The organism is Nonomuraea sp. NPDC050328, assembly GCF_044459405.1.
In the GTDB taxonomy this organism is placed as follows: Bacteria; Actinomycetota; Actinomycetes; order Streptosporangiales; family Streptosporangiaceae; genus Nonomuraea.
Genome location: NZ_JBITIW010000020.1, coordinates 1 through 21,194 on the forward strand (window position 1 = coordinate 1; position 21,194 = coordinate 21,194).

The following is a 21,194-nucleotide window of genomic DNA, read 5'->3' on the forward strand; positions in this document are numbered from 1 at the left end:
ACTGCTAATGCGGTTTGGGTTTACCGCCCATCCGGGGTTCAAATCCCCGAGCCTCCGCAGGAAGAAGGCCCTTTCCCAGTTTTCTGGGGAAGGGCCTTTTGATCTTCTAAAGGCCATTGCCGGACCATTGCCAGACCATCCTGCAAACGATCATGATTGCCGGGCCGACCGAGGGATGATCGCGATGGTCGCATTCGCCGCCGCCTGGGCCACGTCCGGCATGACCGAGGTGTAGACGTCCATCGTGAAGCTGTAGCGCGCATGCCCGAGCGTCGCCGACACCACCTTCGGATCGATGCCTGCGGCGAGCATCAGCGACGCCGCGCAGTGCCGAAGATCATGGAATCGGATCGGGGGGAGCCCGGCCGCCGCCACGATGGCGGCGAAGTGCTCGCTCACGTACTCCTCGCGCAGCGCCGTCCCGTCCGGATTGGTGAACATCAGGCCGGTGTCCACCCACGACTCACCCGCCGCCAGGCGCTCCCGCCGCTGCTGGTGCCGCCACGCCTTGAGCAGGGCCGCGTTCTCATCTCCGATCGCGAACGTGCGCCAGGAGCTGTCCGACTTCAGCCCGTCGTCTTCCTCATCGGCGGACTCCACGAGCGAGATCGTCTTCGACGTGTCGATGTCGGAGTTCTCCCACAGCACCCCGCAGACCTCGCCGCGGCGGGGCCCTCGCGTGGCTGTCAGGTGATAGAGCGGGTAGAGCCGTTCCTGCCGCCTCACGCACGCATCCAGGAACTCCCCTGCGAGTGCAGGGGTCCAGACCATGACGGGGCTCGGAACCTTGCCGGTCTCCCGCCAGCGCGCGACGCGCTCGGTCGTCCACACCAGCGGTCTGACCTTCCGCACCTTCGGGAGCTCGACGTGCTGAGCGGGGTTGTGCCTGATCCGCTTCTGCTTGAACGCCGTCCCGAGCGCGCTGGACAGCACGCGATGCACGCGCTGGATGCGCGCCGCGGACAACGGGGCCTGACGCTTCAAGCCCGGTGCCGGCCCGATCTGCTCACCTTCGGCCAGCTTCTCTGGTAGCCGCGCGCCGCTCTCGTCGCGGGCATAGACCCACGGAGCTGCCGCCCGGGCTGCCAGCAGACGGCGCAGCAGCTCACCCGGCTCCTCCCCGGCCGGGAGCCGGTTGATCTGCGCCATCGCCTCATACAGCGCGTTCAGGTGTCCCTCGTTGAGGTCCGTCAGGGGCACGTGTCCGAGGCCCGGCTTGCCGTACAGCCGGATCGCCTCCACATACGACTCGCGCGTGGAGTCCTTGAGCCGCCGCTTCCCGGCGATCCACTCGTCGAGCCAGGCGCCGAACTTGAGGCGCTTGTCGACGATCGGCACTCCGGCGTCGGCCTCGCTCTGCAGGCGCTGCAGGTCCTTCGTCGCCTCGGTCGCGGTCCGGTACGGCCCGGCCCAGGGCCGCCGGCGCTTGCCATCCGGGCCCGGTGGTCCTTCGTAGCGGATCCACCAGCCGCCATGATCCCGCTTGGGGAGTAAGGGGCAGCTCTTGCCGAGCTTCTTCTTCGTCTTGGGGTCGCGGCAGTTGCACCGCTTGGTGGGCTTGGCCACGAGATCCTCCTAGGTCAGGGGAGCGGAGTGGCGGGACGGATGGGGGGAGTGGTCGGCAAGCAGCCGCACCGTTCGAGTGGCGGTGCCACGGGGTCTCCTAGATCGGGGGAGTGAGGCGGCGGAACAGGCGTGTGGAGTGGCCAGCGATCTCGTCGGCGACCTCCTGTGACATCAGCCCGTGCTCGATGTAGATGTCGGCCTGGTAGGGCTCCAGGTCGGCGGCCACCAGCTTGCCGCCGGGAAGGTTGCGCTCCACGAAGTAGCGGACTGTCGGTGGCCGACCGGGCCGAAGGACCGGTAGAAGCTGGTCCAGGCCGTCGGCACCGATCTTGGACATCGGTTCAAACGCGGCGGGATCTACGTCGGCGGCTGGATGGATGCGCAGTTCCAGCCGGCCGCCGACCCTTGCAAGACTGACCCTGCCGTGCAAGATCTCGTTCGGCCTCGCGTGACGGACGAGTAGCGAGGGCATCTCTCGGCCTCTCTGAGACAGAAGGGGTTATGTGCCGAGTGTCACCCTGGTTGTCCTGTTGTTGTTGTAACCAAAAGCGAACAGAAATCGCATTGTTATCTAGAGTGCTTGTGGCATCACTGTCTGTTATTTACCCATATGGCGGGCCATTTCCTCCACCATGCGGACAAATCGTTCCTTCTCCTCCGGAGTCAGTCCCTTCGGCACGGTAACGGTCACCCAATCTTCATCATTGCTGGTGGCAGCCTCCATTACCTCGACCCCGAGCCACTGCGCCGCTGCCAGCTCCGCCAGGAGCCGGGTCGGCACACCCATGCCGGCCGCCAGCGCCCGCAAGCGCCACAGGCTTGGCGCCGGCGTGATGCCCAACACCAAGGAGTTGATCCAGGTATGAACGAGCGAGAGCCCGGTCTGCGGGTCCCTGCTCCGGCGCGCCAGGGCGCGCTCGCTCTCGTTGTGCTCGGCTAGGTAATCGCGGACGTAGCGACTGAGGTCGTCGCGGTCCGCACTGCCGGGAGTCCCACCACTCGGCGGCATGCAGTCCTCTCCTCGCCAGGGCGGCCGATGTTCGATTCATCGGCCAACTCACTTGTACCGCTCGATAACGTCGTCAACCAGACGGTGTGAGTAAACCACTCCCAGCAGGTAAGAGCGGAACCCCCAGCCGGAAAACTATCCGACATCACTAGACACCATCCGGCGGTCGGGCGTAGTGTTCGGTCAATCGAACAACAGGAGCGCGGAATGCCGAGACCAGTCCATGCCATCCGAGACGCGGGCCACTTCCGGGCCGCACTCGACCGGGCGGGGCTGAGCGCTGCTGGACTGGCCGAGATCGCGGGCATATCCCGTCAATTCGTCTCTCTGCTTTCCAGGGGGCGCCGCCGCTGCACTCCCACCACCGCCGCAGCGATAGCGCGTGCACTCGGTCAGCCCGATCTTTTCACGCCCGAACTGTCCGAAGATTTGAACAACAGAGAGGAGACGCCGATGCTGAGCGTCGCCCCAGTCGAAGACCCCTGGCTGAACTTCGAGGACGTCGCCCTGCTGGCCAACATGCCGGTGGGCACCCTCCGCCACCTGCGGCACCAGAAGAAGGGGCCCGAGTTTAGGCGCGTCGGCAAGCGCCTCAAGATCCGCCGGTCCGTCGCCGAGAAGTGGCTTGAGAACTACGACGCCAGCGACGACTAGAGCCCGCCGGCCGCCCTAAACGCCGCGGGCTCCACTCCGGACGCGACCCGGCTGGAGCCCGACGACTCGACCCGTATCCCCACCCGTAGAAGGGGGCCACGAGCCTCATGAACCACACTAGCCCGCCACCCGAGACCGACCTGATCACCCCAGGCGAGGCCGCCAGCTTCGCCGGCGTCTCCGCCAGGGTCATCGCCGGTTGGACAAGCTCCGGCCTGCTGGCCGTCGCCTGCCGCACCGCCGGCGGCCACGCCCGCTACCGCCAGGCTGACGTCGTCGAGGCGAAGCGTCTCCTCGCAGCCCGGTCCAAGCCGCAGACGACCCTGCAGCGCAAGGTCAAGCATCAGCAGCTGCCCATCCCGCCGCACATGCAGGCGATCGAGTTCGAGGACGTGACCGGCGGCGAGGTGATCCGGTTCGCCATCGGCCGGCAGGCCCACGTCGGCAAGGTCCGGCGCAAGACCCGCCGCACCGTGGCCGTCGACCTCGCCCGTGGAGGTGAGGTGCTGCTGCTGGCGGGCCGCTTCTGGGCGCTCCGCACCCCGATGATCCTCCGCCCCGACGTCCAGACGACCGTCAAGCAGCGGGCTGACCTCGCCGACCAGTCGCACACGATCACTGTCGAGGTGCTCGACTGGGACAGCGCCCGCGAGGCCCACATGCCCGAGCACGCCCTGGAGCGGGTCGTGGTCGAGCGGTCCCACGGCCGCTGCGGCAAGATCATGAGCCCTGAGCCGGCGCTCTACGAGTGCACCATCGAGCAGATCGCCGCCGCCATCGCCCACACCTACGGCGCCACCTACGTGCCGGCCGGTGAGGGCCGATGACCAGCGCCGACGACGTGACCCGCCGTATCGAGGGCCTGGGGCTGTCCTTCGACGCCGACTTCATCCTCCGTAACCTCGCCGGCAGCTTCCCCGAGGCGGTCGACCGCGCCCTCGATCTCCTCGTCGACCGGCGCGCGAGCATGACCAGGGAGCTCCTGGTGACGGCCGCGGACCTGCTTCACGGCCGCGACGTGCTGGCCGCGATCGACGCCGCCGTCGACCAGCAGGAGGGCCTCCCGGGCCCCGGCGTCGTCGAGGTTCGCCAGATGCTTGCCGATCACCTCGGCTACCCCGGCGACCCTGAGCGGGACCTTGGACGGTGGGCGCGGCTGCGCACGCGTGCGGAGATCGAGCACGAGCTGCTCGCGGCGGGAGGTGCCGCGTGATCGCCCTCTTCGAGGCGCACCAGCTGGCCGACGTCCTGACCCGGGCCGCGCCCGAGATCGCCAAGCTCGACTGCACGCGCGTCACCCGGGTCGCGATCGAGCACATCATGAGGGACGTCGCCGGCGACTGGGCTCTCTCCCAGGCCGCGCTCGCCGCCATGGCCGCGCACCTGGACAAGGTAGGCGGCGACAGCGCCTGGGTCGTCTCCTGCTCCGGGTCCATTGCCCGGGGCGAGGCCGTCAGGCAGATGCGCGCCACCGCCAGGGGACTGGCGGTGGCGCGATGACCGACCTCCTACTCGGCCTCGCGAGCGCAGCCGCCGGCGTCGCCGTCATAGCCGCGCCCGTCCTGTACGCCGCCTTCGCCGCTGCCCGGCGGGAGGCCCCCGCGACCGACGCGGCCGCGGTCGACGCGCATGGCGGTGACGCCCGATGATCGCTTCGGACTACCTGGCGTGGCGCGACCTCGGCCACTCGGACGGGTGCAAGCGGACCAGCTGGGACGTCACGACCAAGGACCTCGCCTTCTATGGTGGTCGCCGCGATCACTCCATCCGGCTGGTGTGCCCCAAGCCGGAGGGCTGCGGGACCTTCCACGAGTGGACCGTGAGCGTCGCCCCGGGCGACGACAGCGACAACTCCCGTACGGGAATGGCCACGGAGTGCGGCCCGGTGGAGTACATCGGGTACGGCACGGCGCCGATTAAGGCCGGGAACGTGTGGCTCCACGCCGGGCCGCCTCTGCTGCGCAACTGGGACGGGGAGGGCCCGGAGTACTTCGTGGTGACCGCGACTGCCACCCGGCCGCGCACGGTGGCTGACGTGCTCGGCATCGTCGGCCCGGCCCGGGGGAAGGGCCGCCAGCTCAAGAGCCGCTGGTTCGCTGCTGGCGTCATCGACCACGAGCGGTACGGCCCTAGCGCGTCCCCCAAGCGAGATGACCTGACCAGCCGTACTGCCGCCGTGCGCTGGGTTCTCCAGCAGGCGGGAGCGGCCTCTGCCACCTCCGAAAGGGGCGGTTCATAATGGCCCGCGCATCCACCCTCACTCAGCTGCGCGAGCTGCTTGGGCTGCGCCACTGGCAGCTGGAGCGGGCGCTCACGCTCGGCCTCATCCCGCCGATGGACCGTTCGCGCGGCTGGTCGGCCGACCTGGTCAACGAGCTCGCCGCCCGCGCCGAGCAGATCCACGCGGGCGTCGGCTTCATCCCGGACAGCGGCGCGACGCGCGCAGCCGAGGCCCTCACCCGGCGGTTCGGCGTTGAGGTCAACCCGGACGCCGTGTCGGAGCTCGGCCGCCGCGGCGTGATCCCGGTGGTCGGCGAGTACAAGGGCTGGCCGATCTACTGCGGCCTGGCCCTGGAGCGACTCCACCTGGACCCGGCGCAGCTGGAGCAGGCGGCGACCGAGGGCCAGCTGCTGATGGCCGCCCAGGCCGCCGAGTGGCTGCGCGTGCGGGAGACCGACTTCGCCCACCTGGTGCGGGTGGGCCGGATCGCCCCGGCCCGGTACAGCCGGTGCGGTCACCTGCCCAAGAGCGTCGCGCCGGACGTGCCGCTCTACCGGGTCGGCGACCTGACCGCGCTGGCGGCCGACGCCTCGCTCGACTGGGCAGCCGCACGCGCCGCTGGGCGCGGCGCGCGGTCGCCCTTTGCCGCCCTGCCCTCGATCGGAGAGACCTCATGAAGCCCGGACACACCGCCGAGGTGCTCGCCCTCCAGAAGCAGCTGCCGGACGGCAGCGTGCTCGTCGAGCGGTGGAGTATCTGCTCCTGCATTGGGGCCGACCTGCGCGGGCAGCTTGGGCCGGCCGACGCGGAGGCGCTCGCGACAGCCGAGCAGGCCGCAGTCGCAGCCGCGGCTTACGAGCAGTTCCCGATGCTTCGCGTGGAGCGGACGTGACCACGCAGGGCCGCTACGGCGGCGGCACCGAGCCGGGCCCCCCGCCTCCGTCGGTGATCCGCCTGACCGGCACGCCCGAGGAGGTCGCCGCTCTCCTGCGGGTGGTCGAGGTGGCGGTCGAGGCCATGCCCGGCTGGCACCTCGGCAAGGTGTCGGCGCTGCGACCCCAGCGTGACACCCCCGGCAGGGTCTCCCGCTACATCAACGTCCGTCTCGGCCCGTCGGCCGCGGCCGCCGCCCAGCCACCACGCGAGGAGCCTCGCTCATGAACCCCCGCGAAGCCCGGATCTCTGAGGACGCCGTCTCGGCGATCGACTACATGTCGCGCCTCATCGGCGCGATCGAGGACGGCAACTGGTACTACGCCGCCGACAAGCTCGGCCAGCTCAACCGCACGCTGACCCGGCTGGAGGTGGAGCTCGATCGCAAGGACCTGTCCGCGGCCGGTCCGCCGGTGGCCGCGTACGTGGCCGAGCACTCGCAGCGCTGCCGCCTCGGCCGGGCGCTGTACGGCCAGCCCACCGTCACCTGCACCCACGACCAGCCCAGCGTCTCCGAGACCTGCGGGGACTGCGGCTGCTGCACAGAGGGCGCGTGCGGGGGCCCGAACCCGGAGTGCCCCACCAACTACCTCGGCGACTCCACCTGTCCCTGCACCTGCGACTAGGAGCGCCGTTCCGCCCGCCGCTGCCACGGCGGGCGGCATGCCCGACAACACCACCCTGATCAGCAGAAAGAGGCCGAGACGATGATCCACCCTATCCCTGATCACCCCCTCCCCGAGCCCCTGCAGAAGCTGCAGGAGGCCTACCCCGGCTGGTCCATCTGGCAGTCCAAGCCCAGCGCCGCTTACTGCTTCGCCACCCGCCTAAAGCAGCTCACCCCAGAGGAGATCAAGGCCAACCTCGCTCGGACCATCGACTCCGACACCCCCGACGGGCTGCGGGAGGGCCTGCGCGAGCAGGTCGAGCGCGCGGCCGCCCTCACCACAGCCAGGAGCACGTCATGAACCACCCCCAGCCCCAGCACCAGCCGGTGTCCCACCCGCAGGGACAGCACCCCTACCCCGGCCAGGCGTCGAGCGAGCCTCGCGGCCACCAGGCCCTGCGCGAGCTGCTGCGCGACGCCGAGCGCCACCGTGACGCGCTCACCGACCAGGTCTCTGGACTCGACCAGCAGATCGCCACCGAGAAGGCCGACCACGAGCGGAAGGTCGAGGAGCTGCAGGCGGACCGCGCGAGCTTGGCCGCCGTCCTCAAGGTGGCTGCCGAGACCGTGAGCCGCTACCGGCAGCAGTGCGCCGGCCTGCCGCCCCAGCCCGCCCCCCAGCCCACCCCGCCGGGGTTGGGCGGCTTCCAGGCGCCGGAGCTCGCCGGCGACCCCGACGCCTCCCTCACCCGGCCGCGCCCGTCGCAGGCCCGCGGCGCCCTCCTCCCCGAGACACGTCGGTGACGAGCCTGCGCGCCTGGTGGCGCGGCCTGACCCGCCGCGGCCGCCACCGGGCCCGCGCCCGATGGGCCGCCCACGGGCGTGCCTGGAGCGAGCTGCCGCCGTCACTGACCCACTGGAGGTGAGATATGACACCCGAACAGGCCGCGCCCCTTCTCGCGGCCGCCACCCTGGTGGCAGCCCTGGTCTTCTGGGCCTTCCGCGCCGACGGCCGCACCACCGCGCGGGCCGCCGCCCGCCGCTGGCACCCGTCGGCCAAGCCGCTGGCCGACCTCCTGGAGGAGCCTGTCGCGCTGCCCGAGCGGTGCGGCGGCGCCGTCTACCCCGAGCGGTTCCCGCTGCTGGACGAGGACGACGTGCTCCTGGCCGAGCTCGTCGACCGGCTCTGGCCCGACGAGGGCTACCTGGCGGTGCTGGACTGCCCTCGCCCGGACCTGACCGCGTATCGCTCGCCGGGGGAGTCCCCCGCGCCGGAGCAGGCCGTTGATTGCGTCTGCGGGCGGGTCCACATCCCGGCCCGCCGGCCTCGCCGATCGCTGCTTCGGTCACGGCGTCGCCCGGGGGCACGCCGTGGCTGAGCATCTCGCCCCCTGAGCCCCCGCCGACCAGCGCGCCGGGTCACGCGCCGGCGGGCCCCCGCTGGCCGGGAGGCGTTTCCCTGGCCTCCCGGCCAGCCCCATCCCTGATCAGTCATCCGCTCCCAGGAGGAGCTCATGCCACCGACCATCTGGCGGGTCCCGTTCGACCCGCCCGCCATCCCCGACGACACCCCGCCGTGCGGCTACCAGGAGTCCCGCGCCCAGAAGGTGAGGTCCTGATGGCCCTCACCGTCAAGGAGGCCCACGCCGTCAACGACCTGCTGTCGTGGATCTTGCGCACGCCGCGGGTCACCAGCGGACGCGCCCAGCTCGCCGCCGAAGTCCTCGCCGCTCGCGCGCACCGGGCCATGGGCTCTGGGCTGACTCCTGCCGACGTGCAGGAACGCTGGCGGCTCGCCCGAACAGCGGCGGCCAAGACCGGCGAACCCTCGTGCGCGCTGTGCGGCTGCACCGAGAACGCCGCCTGCGAGGGCGGCTGCGCCTGGCACCCCAACCCCCTCAAGGTCGACGTCTGCACCGGATGCGTGGAGACCCTGCTCGCCGACCTCATCCGTGAGCGCGAGGCGGATCTGGCCGCGACGTTGGCGACTATCGAGCGCGCCGTCGGGGAGCCGGGCGGCACCACCGGCCGGCCTGCCCAGCACGTCACCCCTGAGGAGGCCGAGGCGCTGGGCGAGCTGTTCGAGCGGCTCGGCCCCCCGCCGGCGTTCACCGAGGCGCTCGGCACGGCCCGCCTGCCCCGGGAGGACTGATGGCCACCGAAGCCATGATCGGAGCGGCGGCGACCGCCCGCCGGTCCCGCTCGGCCACCTCGCCGTGGGCGCTCTCGCACCGTGACGAAGAGCGTGAGCAGCTCATCACCCGCACGGCGACCGGCGGCGCTCCCAACCAGGAGGACCAGGACCGGATCGCGCAGCGGGAGCGGATCCTGGCGGCCGTCTTGATCATCCGCCGCAGGGAGCCCGACCTGGACGACCTGCTCGGGATGGTCGACGTGTCCGAGGCCGAGCTCTGTGTGGCCCGCGAAGTGGCCGCACGGCTGGAGGTTGCGCGATGAGCGGCGTGTACGTCGCGCTCACCTTGGGCGCGCTGGCCGGTCTAACGGTCTCCCTCATCCGGATCACCCGCCGCAGGACTGCGGCCGTGCTGACCCGGCTCATCGAGGAGCAGGCGGCCGAGATCGGCGAGTCTCGGAAGCGCGTCGCCACCCTGGAGGAGCAGCTCGCCCACGCCAGGAAGATCAGGGTGCGGGCCGACACCGAGAACGCGCGGGGGGCGACGACGTTCGAGCTGGTCGAGCGGATCGACTCGCTGGAGGCCGAGCTCACCCGGTTGCGCTCCACCCAGGGGACGATCGACGACCTCGGCCGGGCGCGGGAGACGATCGCCGCCCTGGAGGCCCGGCTCGCCATCGCCGAGCGCAGGACGCTGGATAGCGAGCGGGCTCTGGCCAAGGCGGCGAGCCATGGCTGAGCGATGGTTCGAGCTAGGCACCGCTGCCCTTCACGCGGCGATGCGCACTCCGCACGATCTGACCGCTGCGGTCGGCCATGTGCAGGCGCTCATCGACGAGTGCGAGCCGGACGGTCTCGTCAGGGCGATCCTCGCCTGGTCCGACACCTTGATCGACCGATCAGGCATGTTCGCCGACGGGAGCCTCATCCAACTCATGTGGCTGCCGGAGGGCGCCGACGCCGCGGTCTTCGCCGACGACGTCGAGCCTTTGACCCGGTGGTCAGGACGCCTCCTGGTCGCCCGCGCACTCGACGACCAGGCCACGTGGGAGGCGCTGATGGACTCCGTCCCCGACGATCCGCGCGTCAGGGGCGATCATGTCCTCGCCCTGCTGAGGATCGTCGCCCTGAACCTGCTGCAGATCCAGCTGGGCACTCATCCGGGGGTGCGCACCTGATGGGCGTCCTGATCCTGATCGCGGGCCTGGTCGCCCTCGCCGCCGTGACCGCCGCCTGGTGGTGGGACAGAGACCGCCGGCAGCGGGCCACCATCCGCCGGTTGGAGGGCGAGCTGCGTGCGGAGAAGGCCCGTCGCGCCGCTCCGGCTGGACAGCCCGCCGCCCAGCTCGCTGAGCGGCGGGCCCGGCAGGCCGAGGTCACTCACCTGCTCGCCCATCGCATGAACAAGCGCCGGGGCACCCGGTGACGCCAGCGCCCCGGATGCGTGCGCGCCAGCGGCCGGGCATCTGGGCTCGCCGAAGACAGGGCCAGGACCAGTCCCGAAGGAGTGAGCGCGCACGAAAGGTAAGGCATGAGCGGACGTCTGGTGGGCGAGGTCGTGGAGTGGTTGCGGACTCCTGCGGCCCGCCAGCTCGGCCTCTCCCATGCCGAGCGCGCCGTGCTGTTCGTGGTCGCTGAGCGCGCCCACGAGGGCTCGCGCGACATGCTGCGGCACCGGACCGACGACGAGTCGTTGTTCGAGCGCATCAGGGGCGCGCTCGACATCGACGCCAAGTCGCTCGGCAACGTGTTCGGCCGGCTGGCTCGGCGCGGCCTGGACGTCCGAGTGTCGACCGGCACCGACAAGCGGGGACGCCCGACGTTCGCCAACAACGGACATTCGATGCGATTCCGGCTGCCTGAGTTCCCGGCGTCGGTCGTCCTCCCGACGGCTCAAAGCTCCATCGACGAGTGGACCTTTCCTGTGGATAACCCGACCGCCGAACCTGTGGAAAACCCTTCCGGAGAGCAGGGAAAGGTCCATCCGTCGATGGAGCTTCAAGGCGGAAGGTCCATCGACGGATGGAGCAACAGGGGGGAAAGGTCCATCGACGGATGGACCGTAAGTCCCTCTAAAGACAATCCCTCTAAAAGCAGTCCCTCTCCTCCGGTGGTGCCCGTCTCACAACCTGATGTGGAAGACCGGCCGGCTGTCCACCGCGAGCCTTCGGCCAAAGATCAAGTTTTCCGGCAGCCCCCACTCCTTACCGCGCTACCCGGCACAGGCTCTCGCTCGGCTCCCACGCCCACGGTCGCCGACTACGACGCCGCCCGTGCGCACCTCGCGCGCTTGCCCGACCTCGGCCACGAGCTCATGGCCCGCGCCCGGGCCGAGCTCGGCGACAACGCCCCACGCGACGCCCTCGCCATCCGAGCCCACCAGCTCGACCTGCGAGCGGTACCAGACGCCCACCGGAGGACCTCATGACCCCGACCCCCGCCTCACCCGGCCGCGACGACCTGAGGGCCGCCGTCGACCGCCTCGCCGAGGCGCTACGGCAGGCCCACGACCACCTCGCCGCCACCGGCAGCACCTACCAGCGGCTGCGCCGCGCCCAGCCCGGCACGCCCGCCACCGTCGAGGCGCGGACCGCCTGGGGCGCGGCGATGCGCGCCTGGGGCGACGCCCTGGTTGAGCACGCCGCCGCTCACGACCGATTCCGCGCCCACCACCACGACCACCGCCAGCCCGCCGGCGCGGACGCCTGCGGGGGCACGCCGTGACCTGGCTCTGGGTCGCCGCCCTCCTGCTCGGCTACGCCATGATCGGTGCGGCGGTCGCGGCGGCCGCCCAGTCTGCCGTGGTGCGGACGATCCACGACACCGGGCCACCGCGTGGCGAGTACATCCAGTTCGCTGCGTGGTGGACCAGCCTGGCCGCCGCCCTCCTGCTCGGGTTCGCCTGGCCCGTGACCGTGATCGTCTACCTGGCTCGGCGGCCTCGATGACCGGCCACGGGTGCGCCGACCCCAAGTTGTGCCCGGACTGCCGGCGGGCCGCGATCGGCCCCGCCTCCGACGACCCCGACATCCGGCAGCGATGGGCCGAGCTGCGCGAGGGCCTGGCCCTCATGCTCCGGCCGTACGTCCAAGAGCACCTGGTCGACGAGCTCGCCCGCCGAGCCGTCGCCGAGCTCGTCGCCGGACCCGGCTGGAAGCCACCGCTCAGGCCCGCGCCGGACTGGCGGCGCGAGGGCCGCATCGAGCGCTACCTCGCCGCCACCGATCCGGGAAACGCCTCGCGGCCCGGACCGGCATCTAGCGAATGACACCCCAGCCCGGGCACAGCGCGCGCCCGCCACGCCCCTGACCTCCCAGGACCGCCATGACCACCGCCATCACCACCAACGACCGCACGCCGATGCACCCGGACATGTCCCGCGCGCTGGCCATGCTCGCCACCGGCCACGCCATCTCCCGCACTGCCGAGGAGGTCGGATGGCCACTCGGCTCCGTCCGGGCCCTGATCAACGGCCAGAAGGGCTGGCTGCTCAGCGACGACGGGCGAGTCGTCTGCCCCGGCAGCCGCACCGTCACCGTCCCGGCCGGCGTCGACCCCTCCCATCTGGAGTGGGCCAAGGGCCTGCCACGCACGGCCAGCCCGCCATCCCCGCCGTCCCCACCCCCGGCCAGGAAGACCACCCGCCACGCGCCGAGCGGGCCGGCCGAGCAAGCCGCGCCACGCCTTCCCGAGCCGGAGCCGCCCCTTCCGCAGCCCGCCGAGCCCGCCGAGCCGGCCGAGCCGGCCGCGCCGGCCGCGCCCGCCGAGCCGATCGAGCACAACGGCCCGGCCGACCGTCTCCTCGAGCTCGCCGCAGGGATCGACAACAAGCGCGTGCAGGGAGCCCTCCGCGCGGCCCGGACAGCCCTCGACACGCTCCACGACTGCGTCACCGCCTACAAGGAGCGCCTCGCCCAGGACGCCGAAGTCGAACGCGCTCGCCAAGCCGTCCTCGACGAGATCGCTGCCCTCGAAGCAAAGCTCACCGAGGCCAAGCAGCGCGCCCGCGCCCTGCGCGCGAAGCCCGCCAAGGCCACCCCCCAGCAGCCGCCGCCGGGCTCGGAGGCGGGCCAGGGCGGGTCCAAGACCGGCCGACAGCCCACTGCCACCCCGGCACGCAAGTACGCGCCCGACGCCGACTACGAGCCCGCCCGGGTGCGCGCGTGGGCGCGAGAGCAGGGCTACACCGTCCCGGCGCGCGGCCGCTTCCTGCCCGGGCCCGTGGTCCAGGAGTGGCTCGACGCCCAGGCCGACCGGGCAGGTGCGTCATGAGCTCGCCCCCGCACATCGCCGGACTGCCCGGGAAAGCCGCCGCGCTCGACCGCCGCGCCGAGGAGATCGAGCCGCGCGGCGCCGAGGTGCTGCGCGCGGTGGCCGACGCCTACCGGCAGGTGGTGGCCATCTACGCCAGCGACCCGACCCTCAACCGCTGCCCGGCCGGCCGCGAGCGCGATCTCGACCTGGCGCTGGAGATCGGCCGCCAGATCCCGTACATCGTCCGCCAGGCCCTCGAAGGCCGAGAGCCGGAGCGCTGGCCGATCGAGGACCGCTGGGCCGAAGCCGAGGCGATGGCCGCCCGCCTGCCCGAGATCCTCGACCGCGCCCGCGCCGCCGCCCGGCCCGACCACGCCACCCCCGACGGCTCCCGCGCGATCTCAGCGATGTGGCTCAGGGCCGCCGCCAGCCAGATCGAGTTCGCCGGCCTGGAGATCCTCCGCGCGATCGACCGGGCGAGAAGCCTCCCGCACCCCGCCCCCGGCGCCGAAGATCTCGCCGCGCTGGCGAGGGTCATCATCACCAGCGCCGAGGTACTCAGGGCCGAGCGCGAGGCAGCGCAGCCGTGACGCAGCTGCCCGCCTGGCCCGAGCCAGACCCACCGGACCCGCCGCGGCGGCCGCGCCGGAAGTGGACGCCGCGGTGCGAAGACTGCGGCCGCCGCATCTGGTCAGCCGCCGCCCTCCGCCGCCGGTTCGGGCGGCTGCTCGGCGACACCTGCCACCGGCGGCGTGCCCGCGCCGCCCGCCGCCTGGTGCTCACGCTCCGCGTGCCCGTCCGGCCGCCCGGAGACATCCCCGGCCAGCTCACCATCCACGACGCCCTGGAGATGCCATGACCCGGCCACCCGCGCCCGACCCGACCCCGGCCGCGCTGTGCCAGTGGGGCCCGTGCGGCGCCCTGTCGGCCGGCTGGCGCTGGAGCGGCGGCCTACGCCAGTGGGTCCGCGTCTGCAACCCCCACCGCGGCTCACACGGAGCCGTACGCCGCGGCGACTTCGTCCCCGACACCATCCGAAAGGCCCCCTGATGACCACCGTCCCCAAGCGCATGGCCGACCTCCCGCGCGATCGGCACGGCCGGATCGTGCCGTGGTTCGTCGCCTGGCCCGGCGGCCAGCCCGACCACCGCGTCGCCGACCACCACAAGTTCCACCAGGCCCTGCGCGCCGGCCTGTGCTGGCTGTGCGGCGGCGTCCTCGGCCGGCACAAAGCGTTCGTGCTCGGCCCCATGTGCGCGGTCAACCGCGTCACCGCCGAACCGCCCTCCCACCGCGACTGCGCCCTGCACGCAGTCCAGGCGTGCCCCTTCCTGACCACACCCCACATGACCCGCCGCACCACCGGCCTGCCCGAGGACCACATCGACCCCGCCGGAGTGATGATCCGCCGCAACCCCGGCGCGGTCGGCGTGTGGATCACACACTCCTACACCGTCCAGCACCGGGCCGACGGGCCGCTCATCGAGGTCGGCGACCCCAGCGAGGTCCTCTGGTACGCCGAGGGACGCCCAGCCACCCGCGAGGAGGTCCTGGCCGCCATCGACTCCGGCCTGCCGACCCTGCGCGAGCAAGCCGAGGCGCAGGGCGCCTTCGCCGTACGGCAGCTGCTGGAGGAGGGCTACCCGGCGGCGCTCGCCCTGCTGCCCGCGACCGCCACCGGGGAGGGAGCATGACCACCCCCGCCGACGTCATCACGATCGTCTCCGTCCGCGACGCGGACCGGCCGGCCGGCTGCCTCATCTCCTGGCACGGCCGGGACTGGATCGCCCCGGTCGCCGCCGTCCGCGACACCGCGCTCGACCTGATCACCTGCGCCGCCTACGCCGACATGCTGATACACGTCACCCTCAAACTCGGCCTCGACCCCGACACGGCGAGCCGGTTCACCGGCGACCTCCTCGTCTCCCAGTCGGGGCGCTGCAGCTGGGGGCACGACGAGACCCTGACGCTGCTGCCGGTCGGCTCCACGAAGGACAAGCGGGGCCTGGTCTGGATCTGGCACGGCCGTGAGCTACAGGGAGTCGTGACCACGCAGGAGGCCCGACAGATGGGCCTGGACTGGCTCTCGGCGGCCGAGGCGACCGAGAGCGACCAGCTCGTCGCCGAAGCGCTGCGCACCGCCGGAGGCCTCGACGAGCCCCGCATCGAAGGCCTGTTCGCCTACCTGCACGAGCTGCGCTCCCGCCCAGCCACGTGATCCACCGGCACCGCTGGATCGAGGTCGACCGAACCGGCCTGGTCGCGCTCCAGCGGTGCGCCATCTGCGGCACAAGCCGCATCAAGATCCACCCCCGCAGGAGATCCACATGACCCATCCGTCCAACCCGCCCGTCCGGATCGACGTCGCCGCCCGCACCGCCACCCTTGACGACCGGCCGGTCACCCTCAGCCGCACCGACCTCGATGTCCTGATCTGCCTGGCCGAGAGGCCCGGCTGTGTCCTGACCCGCCAAGAGATCAGCCGAGAGGTGTGGGAGCCGAGGGGGCGGACCGCCTCACCCAAACTGGTCGACGTCTACGTGGGCCGCATCCGGCGCGCGCTCGGCGGCATCGCCATCGGCTCGATCTACATCCAGACGGAGTACGACCACGGCTTCCGCGCCAAGGCCGGCATGGTCGAGCTCGTCGACGATGGCGGGCGTCATACCTGCCACGGGTTGGAGGAGATGCGCGCCCGGATGGAAGCGGCCGAGGCAGCGGTCGCCCGGATGCGGACGCTGCTCGACTCCTTCCCTCCCAGCAGCACGTTCGTGACCAACGGCACGCAGCAGCGCTGGCTGGCCGTCCTGGAGGGCACAAGCCCCGACCTCGGGAAGCGCTCATGACGGGCTTCCTCGCCGCGATCAAGAAGCGGCTCACCCCCGACTACCTCGGACGGCTCTGCTACTTCATCCTGCTCACCGTCATGATGTCCTCGCAGATGTGGATCCACGCCGCCGTCTGGATAGCGCTGGGAGCCTGTGCCGTCGCCTACAAGACCTCCGACGACCGGGTGGCCCGCCGCCTGCGCCGCGTCCTTATCGTGCTGCTCAGCGACGCCACCAACATCAGCGGCGTCACCATCTGGCGCATCGTCGGCGGCAACCCGTACACCTGCCTTTCCGTCCTGGAGCAGGAGGGCTGGGTGCGCTCCTACCGGGAAACGCCGACGCCCGCCGACCGGCCCCCGCGGTACTGCTACGCGCTGACCGACCTCGGCACAGAACGCGCGCTAGCCCTGCTCGGGCTCGAACGCCATCCCGCCCTCGAAAGAGGGCGCGACGATGGCTGATCTTCGCTCCATCCGCCGGCGCGAGGACCTCCCGTCCGAGCTGAAGGCCCTCTCCGACGTCCTGGACGAGTACCTGATCCGCATGTACGGCATCACCTCGGGCTGGACTCACCCGGTGGAGTTTCGCGAGTTCCTGGCGGAGGAGGGCCTGGTCATCGTCTCCAAGGCTGACCTCGACCACACCGTCCGAGCCGCTCACCTCAAGGACACCTTCCGGCCGAGCGTGTACAGCCGCCTGTGCGACACCCTCGGAGTAGACCAGATCGGAGAATCCCAGCCCAATGCTTGACGACCTTCAACGGCACGCTCTCGCACTCGGGCTCAAGGTCTCGCGGCCATACCGCGTGGCGCTCGGGTGGGACCTCAACCGGCTCGCCATGGACTTGGCCATCGGCCGGTGGAGGCGAGCACCCACCCGCAACTGGGGCCGCGCTCGCCGCACCCTCGCCCGTCTACTCCGCAGCGCCCGACACCGCAGCTACTGGGCGATCTGGCAGTGCGAGGAGGAGACCCTGGGCCTGTCGGCACGCCGCGGACTCACGGCCCGGGCCGCCGAGCGCCGCATGCTGGCCGACGCCATCACCCACGCGCTGAGCAGCCGCCCATGACCATGCTCTGCCCGGCGTGCGGGGGTCACCGGCCCGTCCACTGCACGATCTGCCGGGCATGCGCCGGCGAGCTCGACCGCGAGCTAGCCGAGGTGCCCAACCTGATCGGGCACCTCGACCTCGCTATCACCCGCCAGACCCGCATGGGTGCGCACGGCGGCGGCCGCTTGACGCATCTGCCCTGGGACGAGCGGGCCCGCGTCGCCGAGCGCGAGCTGCGCAGCACGCTCGTGGGGTGGGCGCGCGCCATCCTGCCCGAGGTCACGCGGCCGCACCTCGGGCCGGCCTGCCGGGCGTGCGCTCACCCCTCATGCCTCCGGATCGACCTGGAGCACGGGCCCGCCGACAACCTCCGTGCCGTCGCCAACTGGCTACGCCGGCACCGCGCCGAGCTGCAGGCCCACCCGGCCGCCGACGAGATCATCAGTACCATCCGCCAAGCGGTACGGCAGGCGCGGCGGGCGATCGACCGGCCGCCCGGCACCTGGTACGCCGGACCGTGCGGAGTCGACGGCTGCGCGGCCGATCTGCACGCTCAGCACGGCCGGCCCGTCATCACCTGTACGGCATGCCGCGCCACCCACGATGCCGCCGCCCGCGAGGCGTGGCTCATGGACCAGGCGGCCGAACACACCGGCACCGCCACCGAACTCGCCCGGGCCCTGCACGGCTTCCACCCCGGGCTCACACCCGAGATGATCCGCGGCTACGCGGCGCGGCTCAGGCTCTTCCCCGTGGGCCTGGACTACCTCGGCCGCCCCCTCTACAGAGTCGCCCACGTGCTCGCCCTCGCCGACGGCCAGCCACCCGAGCAGCTGCTCCACGGACCCGCCTGCAGCTCCTGCCGGCACGTCACCTGCAAGGCCGTGCGGTACCTGCTCGCGGTCGCATAGGCGCTCACCGGCCGCGCGGGCGCCCTGGCGAGCCCGGCGCGGCCAGCCGGTCCACCAGGTCCCCGCGCCGGTAGTGCGGAACCCCGCAGACGTCGACCGCGCGCACCCGGTCCTCCTTGCCGTAGCGGCGCAGCGTGCCGTACTCGATTCCGAGCAGCTCGGCCGCCTCCGGGCCGTCGAGCAGGTCGTCAGGGTGCTTGTGCATCCCGCCCGGCCAGCTCGGCAGCCGGCGCCCATCACGGAACGCCTCCACCTGGGCGCGATCGTAAAGCGGCTTGCGGGCACCTTCCTTGAACGGCTGGGGGAAGCCGTCGCCGCTGGCGATGCGCCTATTGCGGAAGGTCGAGTAGGCCATGCCGAGGATGGCCGCGGCGCCCGCACCGTCGACCGCGTCGCGTCCGGCCGGGATCACGCGAGGTCCTCCTGACGGGTCGGCCGCGTCTGACTGATCGGCACGTACGGCCGGCCGCTGTCGTCGGGGGACAGCAGCATGTAGCCGGCCAAGGCGCCAGCCTCGGTGTCGTAGATCGTCCAGCTCAGGGTCATGTCTTTCGTGCCTTCGCCGGACGCGGCGGCCTGCTCGGTCGCCTCGGCACAGATCTCCTCCAGGCGGAGCTCGGCCTCGGCGAACGTGGGTCTGGTGTCGAGGACGTTCTCGCGTTCATCTCGGATCTCGAACATGTGGTGCTCCTTCCGTTCACGGCTCAGGGTGACGGGCTGGCGCGCGGCCCGCCGGGACAGAACAGCGTTCTGTGGATAACCCGGCTGGGAGAGCGTTCTGGGGATCGGGGGCGGGATCAGCCCGCCCCCGATCGTCACCGGGTCACCACATCCGCTTCGCGGTGTCCCACGCCTTGGCCCAGGTGACCAACTGCCTGTCGAACGCCTGCCGGTCATCGCAGATGATCGTCAGCCCTCCGACTCGGACCCTGAGCTCGCCACATCCGCTCGCGGACTGGAGCGGCACCCTCCCCCAGACCTGCCGTCCAGCCTGCCCGCCGCTGAACTTCACCGCCGTGTGGATCGTGCTCACCGGCGAGATGAGGTAGGCGGCGGCGGTCAGGCCATTGAACAGCTTGGGGGCGAGGCTCATGGCGCTGTGCCAGCACCGCCAGATGTTCGCGATCGCGGTCAGGTCGGTGATGGTGATCACCAGCCCCGGCAGGAGGACCCGCAGGGTGTCGAGGTAGCTCTCGACCGCCGTCTCGTGATCACCGGCGTACCGGACCGTCACATCGACGTTGTGCTGAGCGGGGATCTTCCCCATCGGCTCTCCTCTGTTGAGTTCTGAAGTGGCCGCCGGTTCGGGGCTCTCACCCCCCGTCCCGACACCTATAAATATACAACACTTCAGTACTCTTGGGAAGGTTTCCCGCAAGCAAGTAGCCTGAAGACACGGCTCGAAGTGGCCGCAGGGGATCGGCGGACTCTCACCGGCATGCGCCGACTCCCGCCGATCCCCGCCGTGCAACCAGCACCCCACGCGAGGCGCGACTCTGGCCAGGTCCTACTCCGGGCCGCTCTCGGGGGTCCAGTCCCCTGCCGACATCACCCCGGAGCATCCGCACCGGCAGGAGTAACGCACCGCCGCCTCACCGGTGAGGGGCACGCTCACGGGATACGGGCTGTGGGTCGGCACGCGGCGTGAACTCCCGCTCGGCGGGATGTACTCGATCCACTCGTATCGATCGTTACGCAGACACGTGATGCACGTCGGCTTGTTGCTCGCCATCTCCACTCCTCTCCGTTGGGCCCCTCGATTCGGGGGCCGACGGGAGCATGAGACACCATGGGGCCGCTTAACGTCGCCTTCTGCTGGCTGGGCCGTGCGCTTGACAGCTGACCTGCACAAACGCAATCCTGTGATCAGCTAAGACGAGTGGGCCCGCCGAGTGCGGGCCTCCGTCATATCTGGGACTCCCACCAAGGGGGGACGCTCAGGGATGGGACGACCAGCCCCCGCCCCCGGCGGACCGTGCTGGCCGGCGGCCACGGCCGAGACGTGGCTCCCTGTTCCCCCGACCACCATGAGGACCTGGGGCCCCGATCACCGGCGGGGCCCCAGGCCCGACCTCGATCACCGGTGTCCGTCGTCCCCGTACGGACACCGGGCAAGCCCTCGCCCACGGGACGCGAGGGGCCAGGGGGCAAGTGGCCGGGAGGCGTTGTGCGCCGCCTCCCGGCCAGGCACCAGGAGGTGAACGCGATGGGGTCTCGTGCTCGCCGTATGCGCACCATCGGGGCCTGGATCCTCCTCGCCGCCTCCGTCATCGGGTGGCCGCTGTCGGCGCTCACCGTGGCCAAGGACGAGCCGCAGTTCGTGCTCGGCCTCTCGTGGCTGGCCATCACCCTGACGTGCGTGGACCTGCTGACCTCCAGCCAGGTGCACGAGGAGCAGGGCGAGCAGCAGGACGGGACCTCGAAGCGGTGAGCAGGGAAGCGCTCGCAGTCTTCGACTCCCGAGACGACGCCTGGTACGAACTGGTCAGGCTAGGCCAGGCCAACGCCTTCCGCGCCTGGGTCGAGAGCCAGGGCCTCGACCCTCGCGAGATCTACAGGCTGGAGATCTACCTGGTCGACTGCCCCTCGGCCAGGGTCCACTCCTACGCCAAGGACGCCAACGGCAAGCACTACCTCGACGGCACCGACATCGCGCGGCGTGAGCCGTACGAGATCGCGCTGTCCAGTCTCCCGCCGTACATGCCCGAGTCACGCCATGCCCCGCAGTAAGGGGCGCACCGGCCGGCCCTACCTTCGCCTGCGCGACACCCTGCGCAAGAGCCCGGGCGGTCGGGTGTGCTGGATCTGCGGCGAAGAGATCGACATGGCCGCACCACCCCGCACGCCGCGGTCCTGGAGCCTCGACCATGTCGTTCCACTCGACAAGGGCGGCGCCGAGACTGACCCGGCCAACGCCCGTGCCGCGCACTACGGGTGCAACAGCTCGCGGGGCAGCCGGATGGCCACCCGGAGCAAGACCACGACCTCACGACGCTGGTAACGCTCTGACCTGCGGAAACGCG

Annotated in this window: 42 protein-coding genes and 1 pseudogene; 37 read left to right on the top strand and 6 right to left on the bottom strand. The window is 71.4% G+C overall.

What is annotated here, in order from left to right; translation table 11 throughout:
* Nucleotides 1-150 precede the first annotated feature (150 nt).
* The 3 genes from ACIBG7_RS42975 to ACIBG7_RS42985 form a co-directional block, all read right to left on the bottom strand.
* A complete protein-coding gene (locus ACIBG7_RS42975) occupies nt 151-1,566 on the bottom strand; it encodes a tyrosine-type recombinase/integrase (RefSeq protein ID WP_397340045.1) in 1,416 nt (471 codons plus the stop codon).
* Nucleotides 1,567-1,663: 97 nt separating this feature from the next.
* The gene (locus ACIBG7_RS42980) at nt 1,664-1,822 is read right to left on the bottom strand and encodes a hypothetical protein (RefSeq protein WP_397340046.1); all 159 of its coding nucleotides are present in this window, start codon (nt 1,820-1,822) and stop codon (nt 1,664-1,666) included.
* Nucleotides 1,823-2,164: 342 nt separating this feature from the next.
* The gene (locus ACIBG7_RS42985; protein ID WP_397340047.1) at nt 2,165-2,575 is read right to left on the bottom strand and encodes a 4-oxalocrotonate tautomerase family protein; all 411 of its coding nucleotides are present in this window, start codon (nt 2,573-2,575) and stop codon (nt 2,165-2,167) included.
* A 207-nt stretch (nt 2,576-2,782) separates the two neighbouring features.
* Between ACIBG7_RS42985 and ACIBG7_RS42990 the strand changes: the two are divergent.
* The 34 genes and pseudogenes from ACIBG7_RS42990 to ACIBG7_RS43155 all read left to right on the top strand — a co-directional run.
* A pseudogene (locus tag ACIBG7_RS42990) lies at nt 2,783-2,965 on the top strand (helix-turn-helix transcriptional regulator); the annotation flags it as partial.
* 63 nt (nt 2,966-3,028) lie between these two features.
* A complete protein-coding gene (locus ACIBG7_RS42995; RefSeq protein ID WP_397340130.1) occupies nt 3,029-3,229 on the top strand; it encodes a helix-turn-helix domain-containing protein in 201 nt (66 codons plus the stop codon).
* A gap of 107 nt (nt 3,230-3,336) precedes the next feature.
* Nucleotides 3,337-4,056: a MerR family transcriptional regulator gene (locus ACIBG7_RS43000; RefSeq protein ID WP_397340048.1), complete on the top strand. Its 720-nt coding sequence runs from the start codon at nt 3,337-3,339 to the stop codon at nt 4,054-4,056.
* Nucleotides 4,053-4,442, top strand: coding sequence for a hypothetical protein (locus ACIBG7_RS43005; protein WP_397340049.1), 390 nt, complete (start codon nt 4,053-4,055; stop codon nt 4,440-4,442). Before ACIBG7_RS43000 ends, ACIBG7_RS43005 begins: the two co-directional genes overlap by 4 nt.
* Entirely contained in the window at nt 4,439-4,729 is a 291-nt protein-coding gene (locus tag ACIBG7_RS43010; protein WP_397340050.1) for a hypothetical protein, read from the top strand. The genes ACIBG7_RS43005 and ACIBG7_RS43010 overlap by 4 nt, the downstream gene beginning before the upstream one ends.
* A complete protein-coding gene (locus ACIBG7_RS43015) occupies nt 4,726-4,878 on the top strand; it encodes a hypothetical protein (protein ID WP_397340051.1) in 153 nt (50 codons plus the stop codon). Before ACIBG7_RS43010 ends, ACIBG7_RS43015 begins: the two co-directional genes overlap by 4 nt.
* A complete protein-coding gene (locus tag ACIBG7_RS43020; protein ID WP_397340052.1) occupies nt 4,875-5,468 on the top strand; it encodes a hypothetical protein in 594 nt (197 codons plus the stop codon). The genes ACIBG7_RS43015 and ACIBG7_RS43020 overlap by 4 nt, the downstream gene beginning before the upstream one ends.
* Nucleotides 5,468-6,127: a hypothetical protein gene (locus tag ACIBG7_RS43025; RefSeq protein ID WP_397340053.1), complete on the top strand. Its 660-nt coding sequence runs from the start codon at nt 5,468-5,470 to the stop codon at nt 6,125-6,127. Before ACIBG7_RS43020 ends, ACIBG7_RS43025 begins: the two co-directional genes overlap by 1 nt.
* Nucleotides 6,124-6,342, top strand: a complete 219-nt coding sequence (locus tag ACIBG7_RS43030) for a hypothetical protein (RefSeq protein ID WP_397340054.1) — start codon at nt 6,124-6,126, stop codon at nt 6,340-6,342. The genes ACIBG7_RS43025 and ACIBG7_RS43030 overlap by 4 nt, the downstream gene beginning before the upstream one ends.
* A complete protein-coding gene (locus ACIBG7_RS43035) occupies nt 6,339-6,611 on the top strand; it encodes a hypothetical protein (protein ID WP_397340055.1) in 273 nt (90 codons plus the stop codon). Before ACIBG7_RS43030 ends, ACIBG7_RS43035 begins: the two co-directional genes overlap by 4 nt.
* Complete coding sequence (locus ACIBG7_RS43040) at nt 6,608-7,009, top strand: hypothetical protein (protein ID WP_397340056.1); 402 nt, start codon at nt 6,608-6,610, stop codon at nt 7,007-7,009. The genes ACIBG7_RS43035 and ACIBG7_RS43040 overlap by 4 nt, the downstream gene beginning before the upstream one ends.
* 81 nt (nt 7,010-7,090) lie before the next feature.
* On the top strand, nt 7,091-7,351 hold the full coding sequence (locus tag ACIBG7_RS43045) for a hypothetical protein (protein WP_397340057.1): 261 nt from the start codon (nt 7,091-7,093) through the stop codon (nt 7,349-7,351).
* Complete coding sequence (locus tag ACIBG7_RS43050) at nt 7,348-7,794, top strand: hypothetical protein (RefSeq protein WP_397340058.1); 447 nt, start codon at nt 7,348-7,350, stop codon at nt 7,792-7,794. The genes ACIBG7_RS43045 and ACIBG7_RS43050 overlap by 4 nt, the downstream gene beginning before the upstream one ends.
* A gap of 125 nt (nt 7,795-7,919) precedes the next feature.
* Complete coding sequence (locus ACIBG7_RS43055; protein WP_397340059.1) at nt 7,920-8,369, top strand: hypothetical protein; 450 nt, start codon at nt 7,920-7,922, stop codon at nt 8,367-8,369.
* Nucleotides 8,370-8,608: 239 nt separating this feature from the next.
* Nucleotides 8,609-9,142 carry a hypothetical protein gene (locus tag ACIBG7_RS43060; protein WP_397340060.1) on the top strand — a complete coding sequence of 178 codons (534 nt, stop codon included), beginning with the start codon at nt 8,609-8,611 and terminating at the stop codon, nt 9,140-9,142.
* Nucleotides 9,142-9,447, top strand: coding sequence for a hypothetical protein (locus ACIBG7_RS43065; RefSeq protein WP_397340061.1), 306 nt, complete (start codon nt 9,142-9,144; stop codon nt 9,445-9,447). Before ACIBG7_RS43060 ends, ACIBG7_RS43065 begins: the two co-directional genes overlap by 1 nt.
* The gene (locus ACIBG7_RS43070) at nt 9,444-9,863 is read left to right on the top strand and encodes a hypothetical protein (protein WP_397340062.1); all 420 of its coding nucleotides are present in this window, start codon (nt 9,444-9,446) and stop codon (nt 9,861-9,863) included. The genes ACIBG7_RS43065 and ACIBG7_RS43070 overlap by 4 nt, the downstream gene beginning before the upstream one ends.
* Nucleotides 9,856-10,302, top strand: coding sequence for a hypothetical protein (locus ACIBG7_RS43075; RefSeq protein WP_397340063.1), 447 nt, complete (start codon nt 9,856-9,858; stop codon nt 10,300-10,302). Before ACIBG7_RS43070 ends, ACIBG7_RS43075 begins: the two co-directional genes overlap by 8 nt.
* Nucleotides 10,302-10,550 (top strand): hypothetical protein, encoded by a 249-nt coding sequence (locus ACIBG7_RS43080; protein ID WP_397340064.1) that lies wholly within the window; start codon nt 10,302-10,304, stop codon nt 10,548-10,550. Before ACIBG7_RS43075 ends, ACIBG7_RS43080 begins: the two co-directional genes overlap by 1 nt.
* Nucleotides 10,551-10,655: 105 nt before the next feature.
* Nucleotides 10,656-11,552 (top strand): hypothetical protein, encoded by an 897-nt coding sequence (locus ACIBG7_RS43085; RefSeq protein WP_397340065.1) that lies wholly within the window; start codon nt 10,656-10,658, stop codon nt 11,550-11,552.
* Entirely contained in the window at nt 11,549-11,848 is a 300-nt protein-coding gene (locus ACIBG7_RS43090; RefSeq protein ID WP_397340066.1) for a hypothetical protein, read from the top strand. Before ACIBG7_RS43085 ends, ACIBG7_RS43090 begins: the two co-directional genes overlap by 4 nt.
* On the top strand, nt 11,845-12,072 hold the full coding sequence (locus tag ACIBG7_RS43095) for a hypothetical protein (RefSeq protein ID WP_397340067.1): 228 nt from the start codon (nt 11,845-11,847) through the stop codon (nt 12,070-12,072). The genes ACIBG7_RS43090 and ACIBG7_RS43095 overlap by 4 nt, the downstream gene beginning before the upstream one ends.
* Nucleotides 12,069-12,392, top strand: coding sequence for a hypothetical protein (locus ACIBG7_RS43100; protein ID WP_397340068.1), 324 nt, complete (start codon nt 12,069-12,071; stop codon nt 12,390-12,392). Before ACIBG7_RS43095 ends, ACIBG7_RS43100 begins: the two co-directional genes overlap by 4 nt.
* A 56-nt stretch (nt 12,393-12,448) precedes the next feature.
* Nucleotides 12,449-13,396: a hypothetical protein gene (locus tag ACIBG7_RS43105; RefSeq protein ID WP_397340069.1), complete on the top strand. Its 948-nt coding sequence runs from the start codon at nt 12,449-12,451 to the stop codon at nt 13,394-13,396.
* Nucleotides 13,393-13,968: a hypothetical protein gene (locus tag ACIBG7_RS43110; RefSeq protein WP_397340070.1), complete on the top strand. Its 576-nt coding sequence runs from the start codon at nt 13,393-13,395 to the stop codon at nt 13,966-13,968. The genes ACIBG7_RS43105 and ACIBG7_RS43110 overlap by 4 nt, the downstream gene beginning before the upstream one ends.
* A complete protein-coding gene (locus tag ACIBG7_RS43115) occupies nt 13,965-14,237 on the top strand; it encodes a hypothetical protein (RefSeq protein ID WP_397340071.1) in 273 nt (90 codons plus the stop codon). The genes ACIBG7_RS43110 and ACIBG7_RS43115 overlap by 4 nt, the downstream gene beginning before the upstream one ends.
* The gene (locus ACIBG7_RS43120) at nt 14,234-14,428 is read left to right on the top strand and encodes a hypothetical protein (RefSeq protein WP_397340072.1); all 195 of its coding nucleotides are present in this window, start codon (nt 14,234-14,236) and stop codon (nt 14,426-14,428) included. The genes ACIBG7_RS43115 and ACIBG7_RS43120 overlap by 4 nt, the downstream gene beginning before the upstream one ends.
* On the top strand, nt 14,428-15,072 hold the full coding sequence (locus tag ACIBG7_RS43125; RefSeq protein ID WP_397340073.1) for a hypothetical protein: 645 nt from the start codon (nt 14,428-14,430) through the stop codon (nt 15,070-15,072). Before ACIBG7_RS43120 ends, ACIBG7_RS43125 begins: the two co-directional genes overlap by 1 nt.
* Nucleotides 15,069-15,596 carry a hypothetical protein gene (locus ACIBG7_RS43130; RefSeq protein WP_397340074.1) on the top strand — a complete coding sequence of 176 codons (528 nt, stop codon included), beginning with the start codon at nt 15,069-15,071 and terminating at the stop codon, nt 15,594-15,596. Before ACIBG7_RS43125 ends, ACIBG7_RS43130 begins: the two co-directional genes overlap by 4 nt.
* Nucleotides 15,597-15,705: 109 nt before the next feature.
* On the top strand, nt 15,706-16,224 hold the full coding sequence (locus ACIBG7_RS43135; protein WP_397340075.1) for a transcriptional regulator: 519 nt from the start codon (nt 15,706-15,708) through the stop codon (nt 16,222-16,224).
* On the top strand, nt 16,221-16,670 hold the full coding sequence (locus ACIBG7_RS43140) for a helix-turn-helix transcriptional regulator (protein WP_397340076.1): 450 nt from the start codon (nt 16,221-16,223) through the stop codon (nt 16,668-16,670). Before ACIBG7_RS43135 ends, ACIBG7_RS43140 begins: the two co-directional genes overlap by 4 nt.
* Nucleotides 16,663-16,959 (top strand): hypothetical protein, encoded by a 297-nt coding sequence (locus tag ACIBG7_RS43145; protein WP_397340077.1) that lies wholly within the window; start codon nt 16,663-16,665, stop codon nt 16,957-16,959. Before ACIBG7_RS43140 ends, ACIBG7_RS43145 begins: the two co-directional genes overlap by 8 nt.
* On the top strand, nt 16,952-17,278 hold the full coding sequence (locus ACIBG7_RS43150; RefSeq protein ID WP_397340078.1) for a hypothetical protein: 327 nt from the start codon (nt 16,952-16,954) through the stop codon (nt 17,276-17,278). Before ACIBG7_RS43145 ends, ACIBG7_RS43150 begins: the two co-directional genes overlap by 8 nt.
* Nucleotides 17,275-18,171: a hypothetical protein gene (locus ACIBG7_RS43155; RefSeq protein WP_397340079.1), complete on the top strand. Its 897-nt coding sequence runs from the start codon at nt 17,275-17,277 to the stop codon at nt 18,169-18,171. Before ACIBG7_RS43150 ends, ACIBG7_RS43155 begins: the two co-directional genes overlap by 4 nt.
* A gap of 4 nt (nt 18,172-18,175) precedes the next feature.
* Here the strand turns inward: ACIBG7_RS43155 and ACIBG7_RS43160 are convergent, their stop codons facing one another.
* The 3 genes from ACIBG7_RS43160 to ACIBG7_RS43170 all read right to left on the bottom strand — a co-directional run bounded on the left by ACIBG7_RS43160 (nt 18,176) and on the right by ACIBG7_RS43170 (nt 19,438).
* Complete coding sequence (locus ACIBG7_RS43160; protein WP_397340080.1) at nt 18,176-18,583, bottom strand: hypothetical protein; 408 nt, start codon at nt 18,581-18,583, stop codon at nt 18,176-18,178.
* A complete protein-coding gene (locus ACIBG7_RS43165; protein WP_397340081.1) occupies nt 18,580-18,852 on the bottom strand; it encodes a hypothetical protein in 273 nt (90 codons plus the stop codon). The genes ACIBG7_RS43160 and ACIBG7_RS43165 overlap by 4 nt, the downstream gene beginning before the upstream one ends.
* A gap of 142 nt (nt 18,853-18,994) precedes the next feature.
* Nucleotides 18,995-19,438, bottom strand: a complete 444-nt coding sequence (locus tag ACIBG7_RS43170) for a hypothetical protein (RefSeq protein ID WP_397340082.1) — start codon at nt 19,436-19,438, stop codon at nt 18,995-18,997.
* Between the two features lie 939 nt (nt 19,439-20,377).
* Between ACIBG7_RS43170 and ACIBG7_RS43175 the strand changes: the two genes are divergently transcribed.
* From ACIBG7_RS43175 to ACIBG7_RS43185, 3 genes are read left to right on the top strand one after another with little or no spacing between them, the layout of a single operon-like run.
* Nucleotides 20,378-20,602 (top strand): hypothetical protein, encoded by a 225-nt coding sequence (locus ACIBG7_RS43175; protein ID WP_397340083.1) that lies wholly within the window; start codon nt 20,378-20,380, stop codon nt 20,600-20,602.
* Nucleotides 20,599-20,901, top strand: coding sequence for a hypothetical protein (locus tag ACIBG7_RS43180; RefSeq protein WP_397340084.1), 303 nt, complete (start codon nt 20,599-20,601; stop codon nt 20,899-20,901). Before ACIBG7_RS43175 ends, ACIBG7_RS43180 begins: the two co-directional genes overlap by 4 nt.
* Nucleotides 20,888-21,172 (top strand): HNH endonuclease, encoded by a 285-nt coding sequence (locus ACIBG7_RS43185; RefSeq protein ID WP_397340085.1) that lies wholly within the window; start codon nt 20,888-20,890, stop codon nt 21,170-21,172. The genes ACIBG7_RS43180 and ACIBG7_RS43185 overlap by 14 nt, the downstream gene beginning before the upstream one ends.
* The last annotated feature ends 22 nt before the right edge of the window (nt 21,173-21,194 follow it).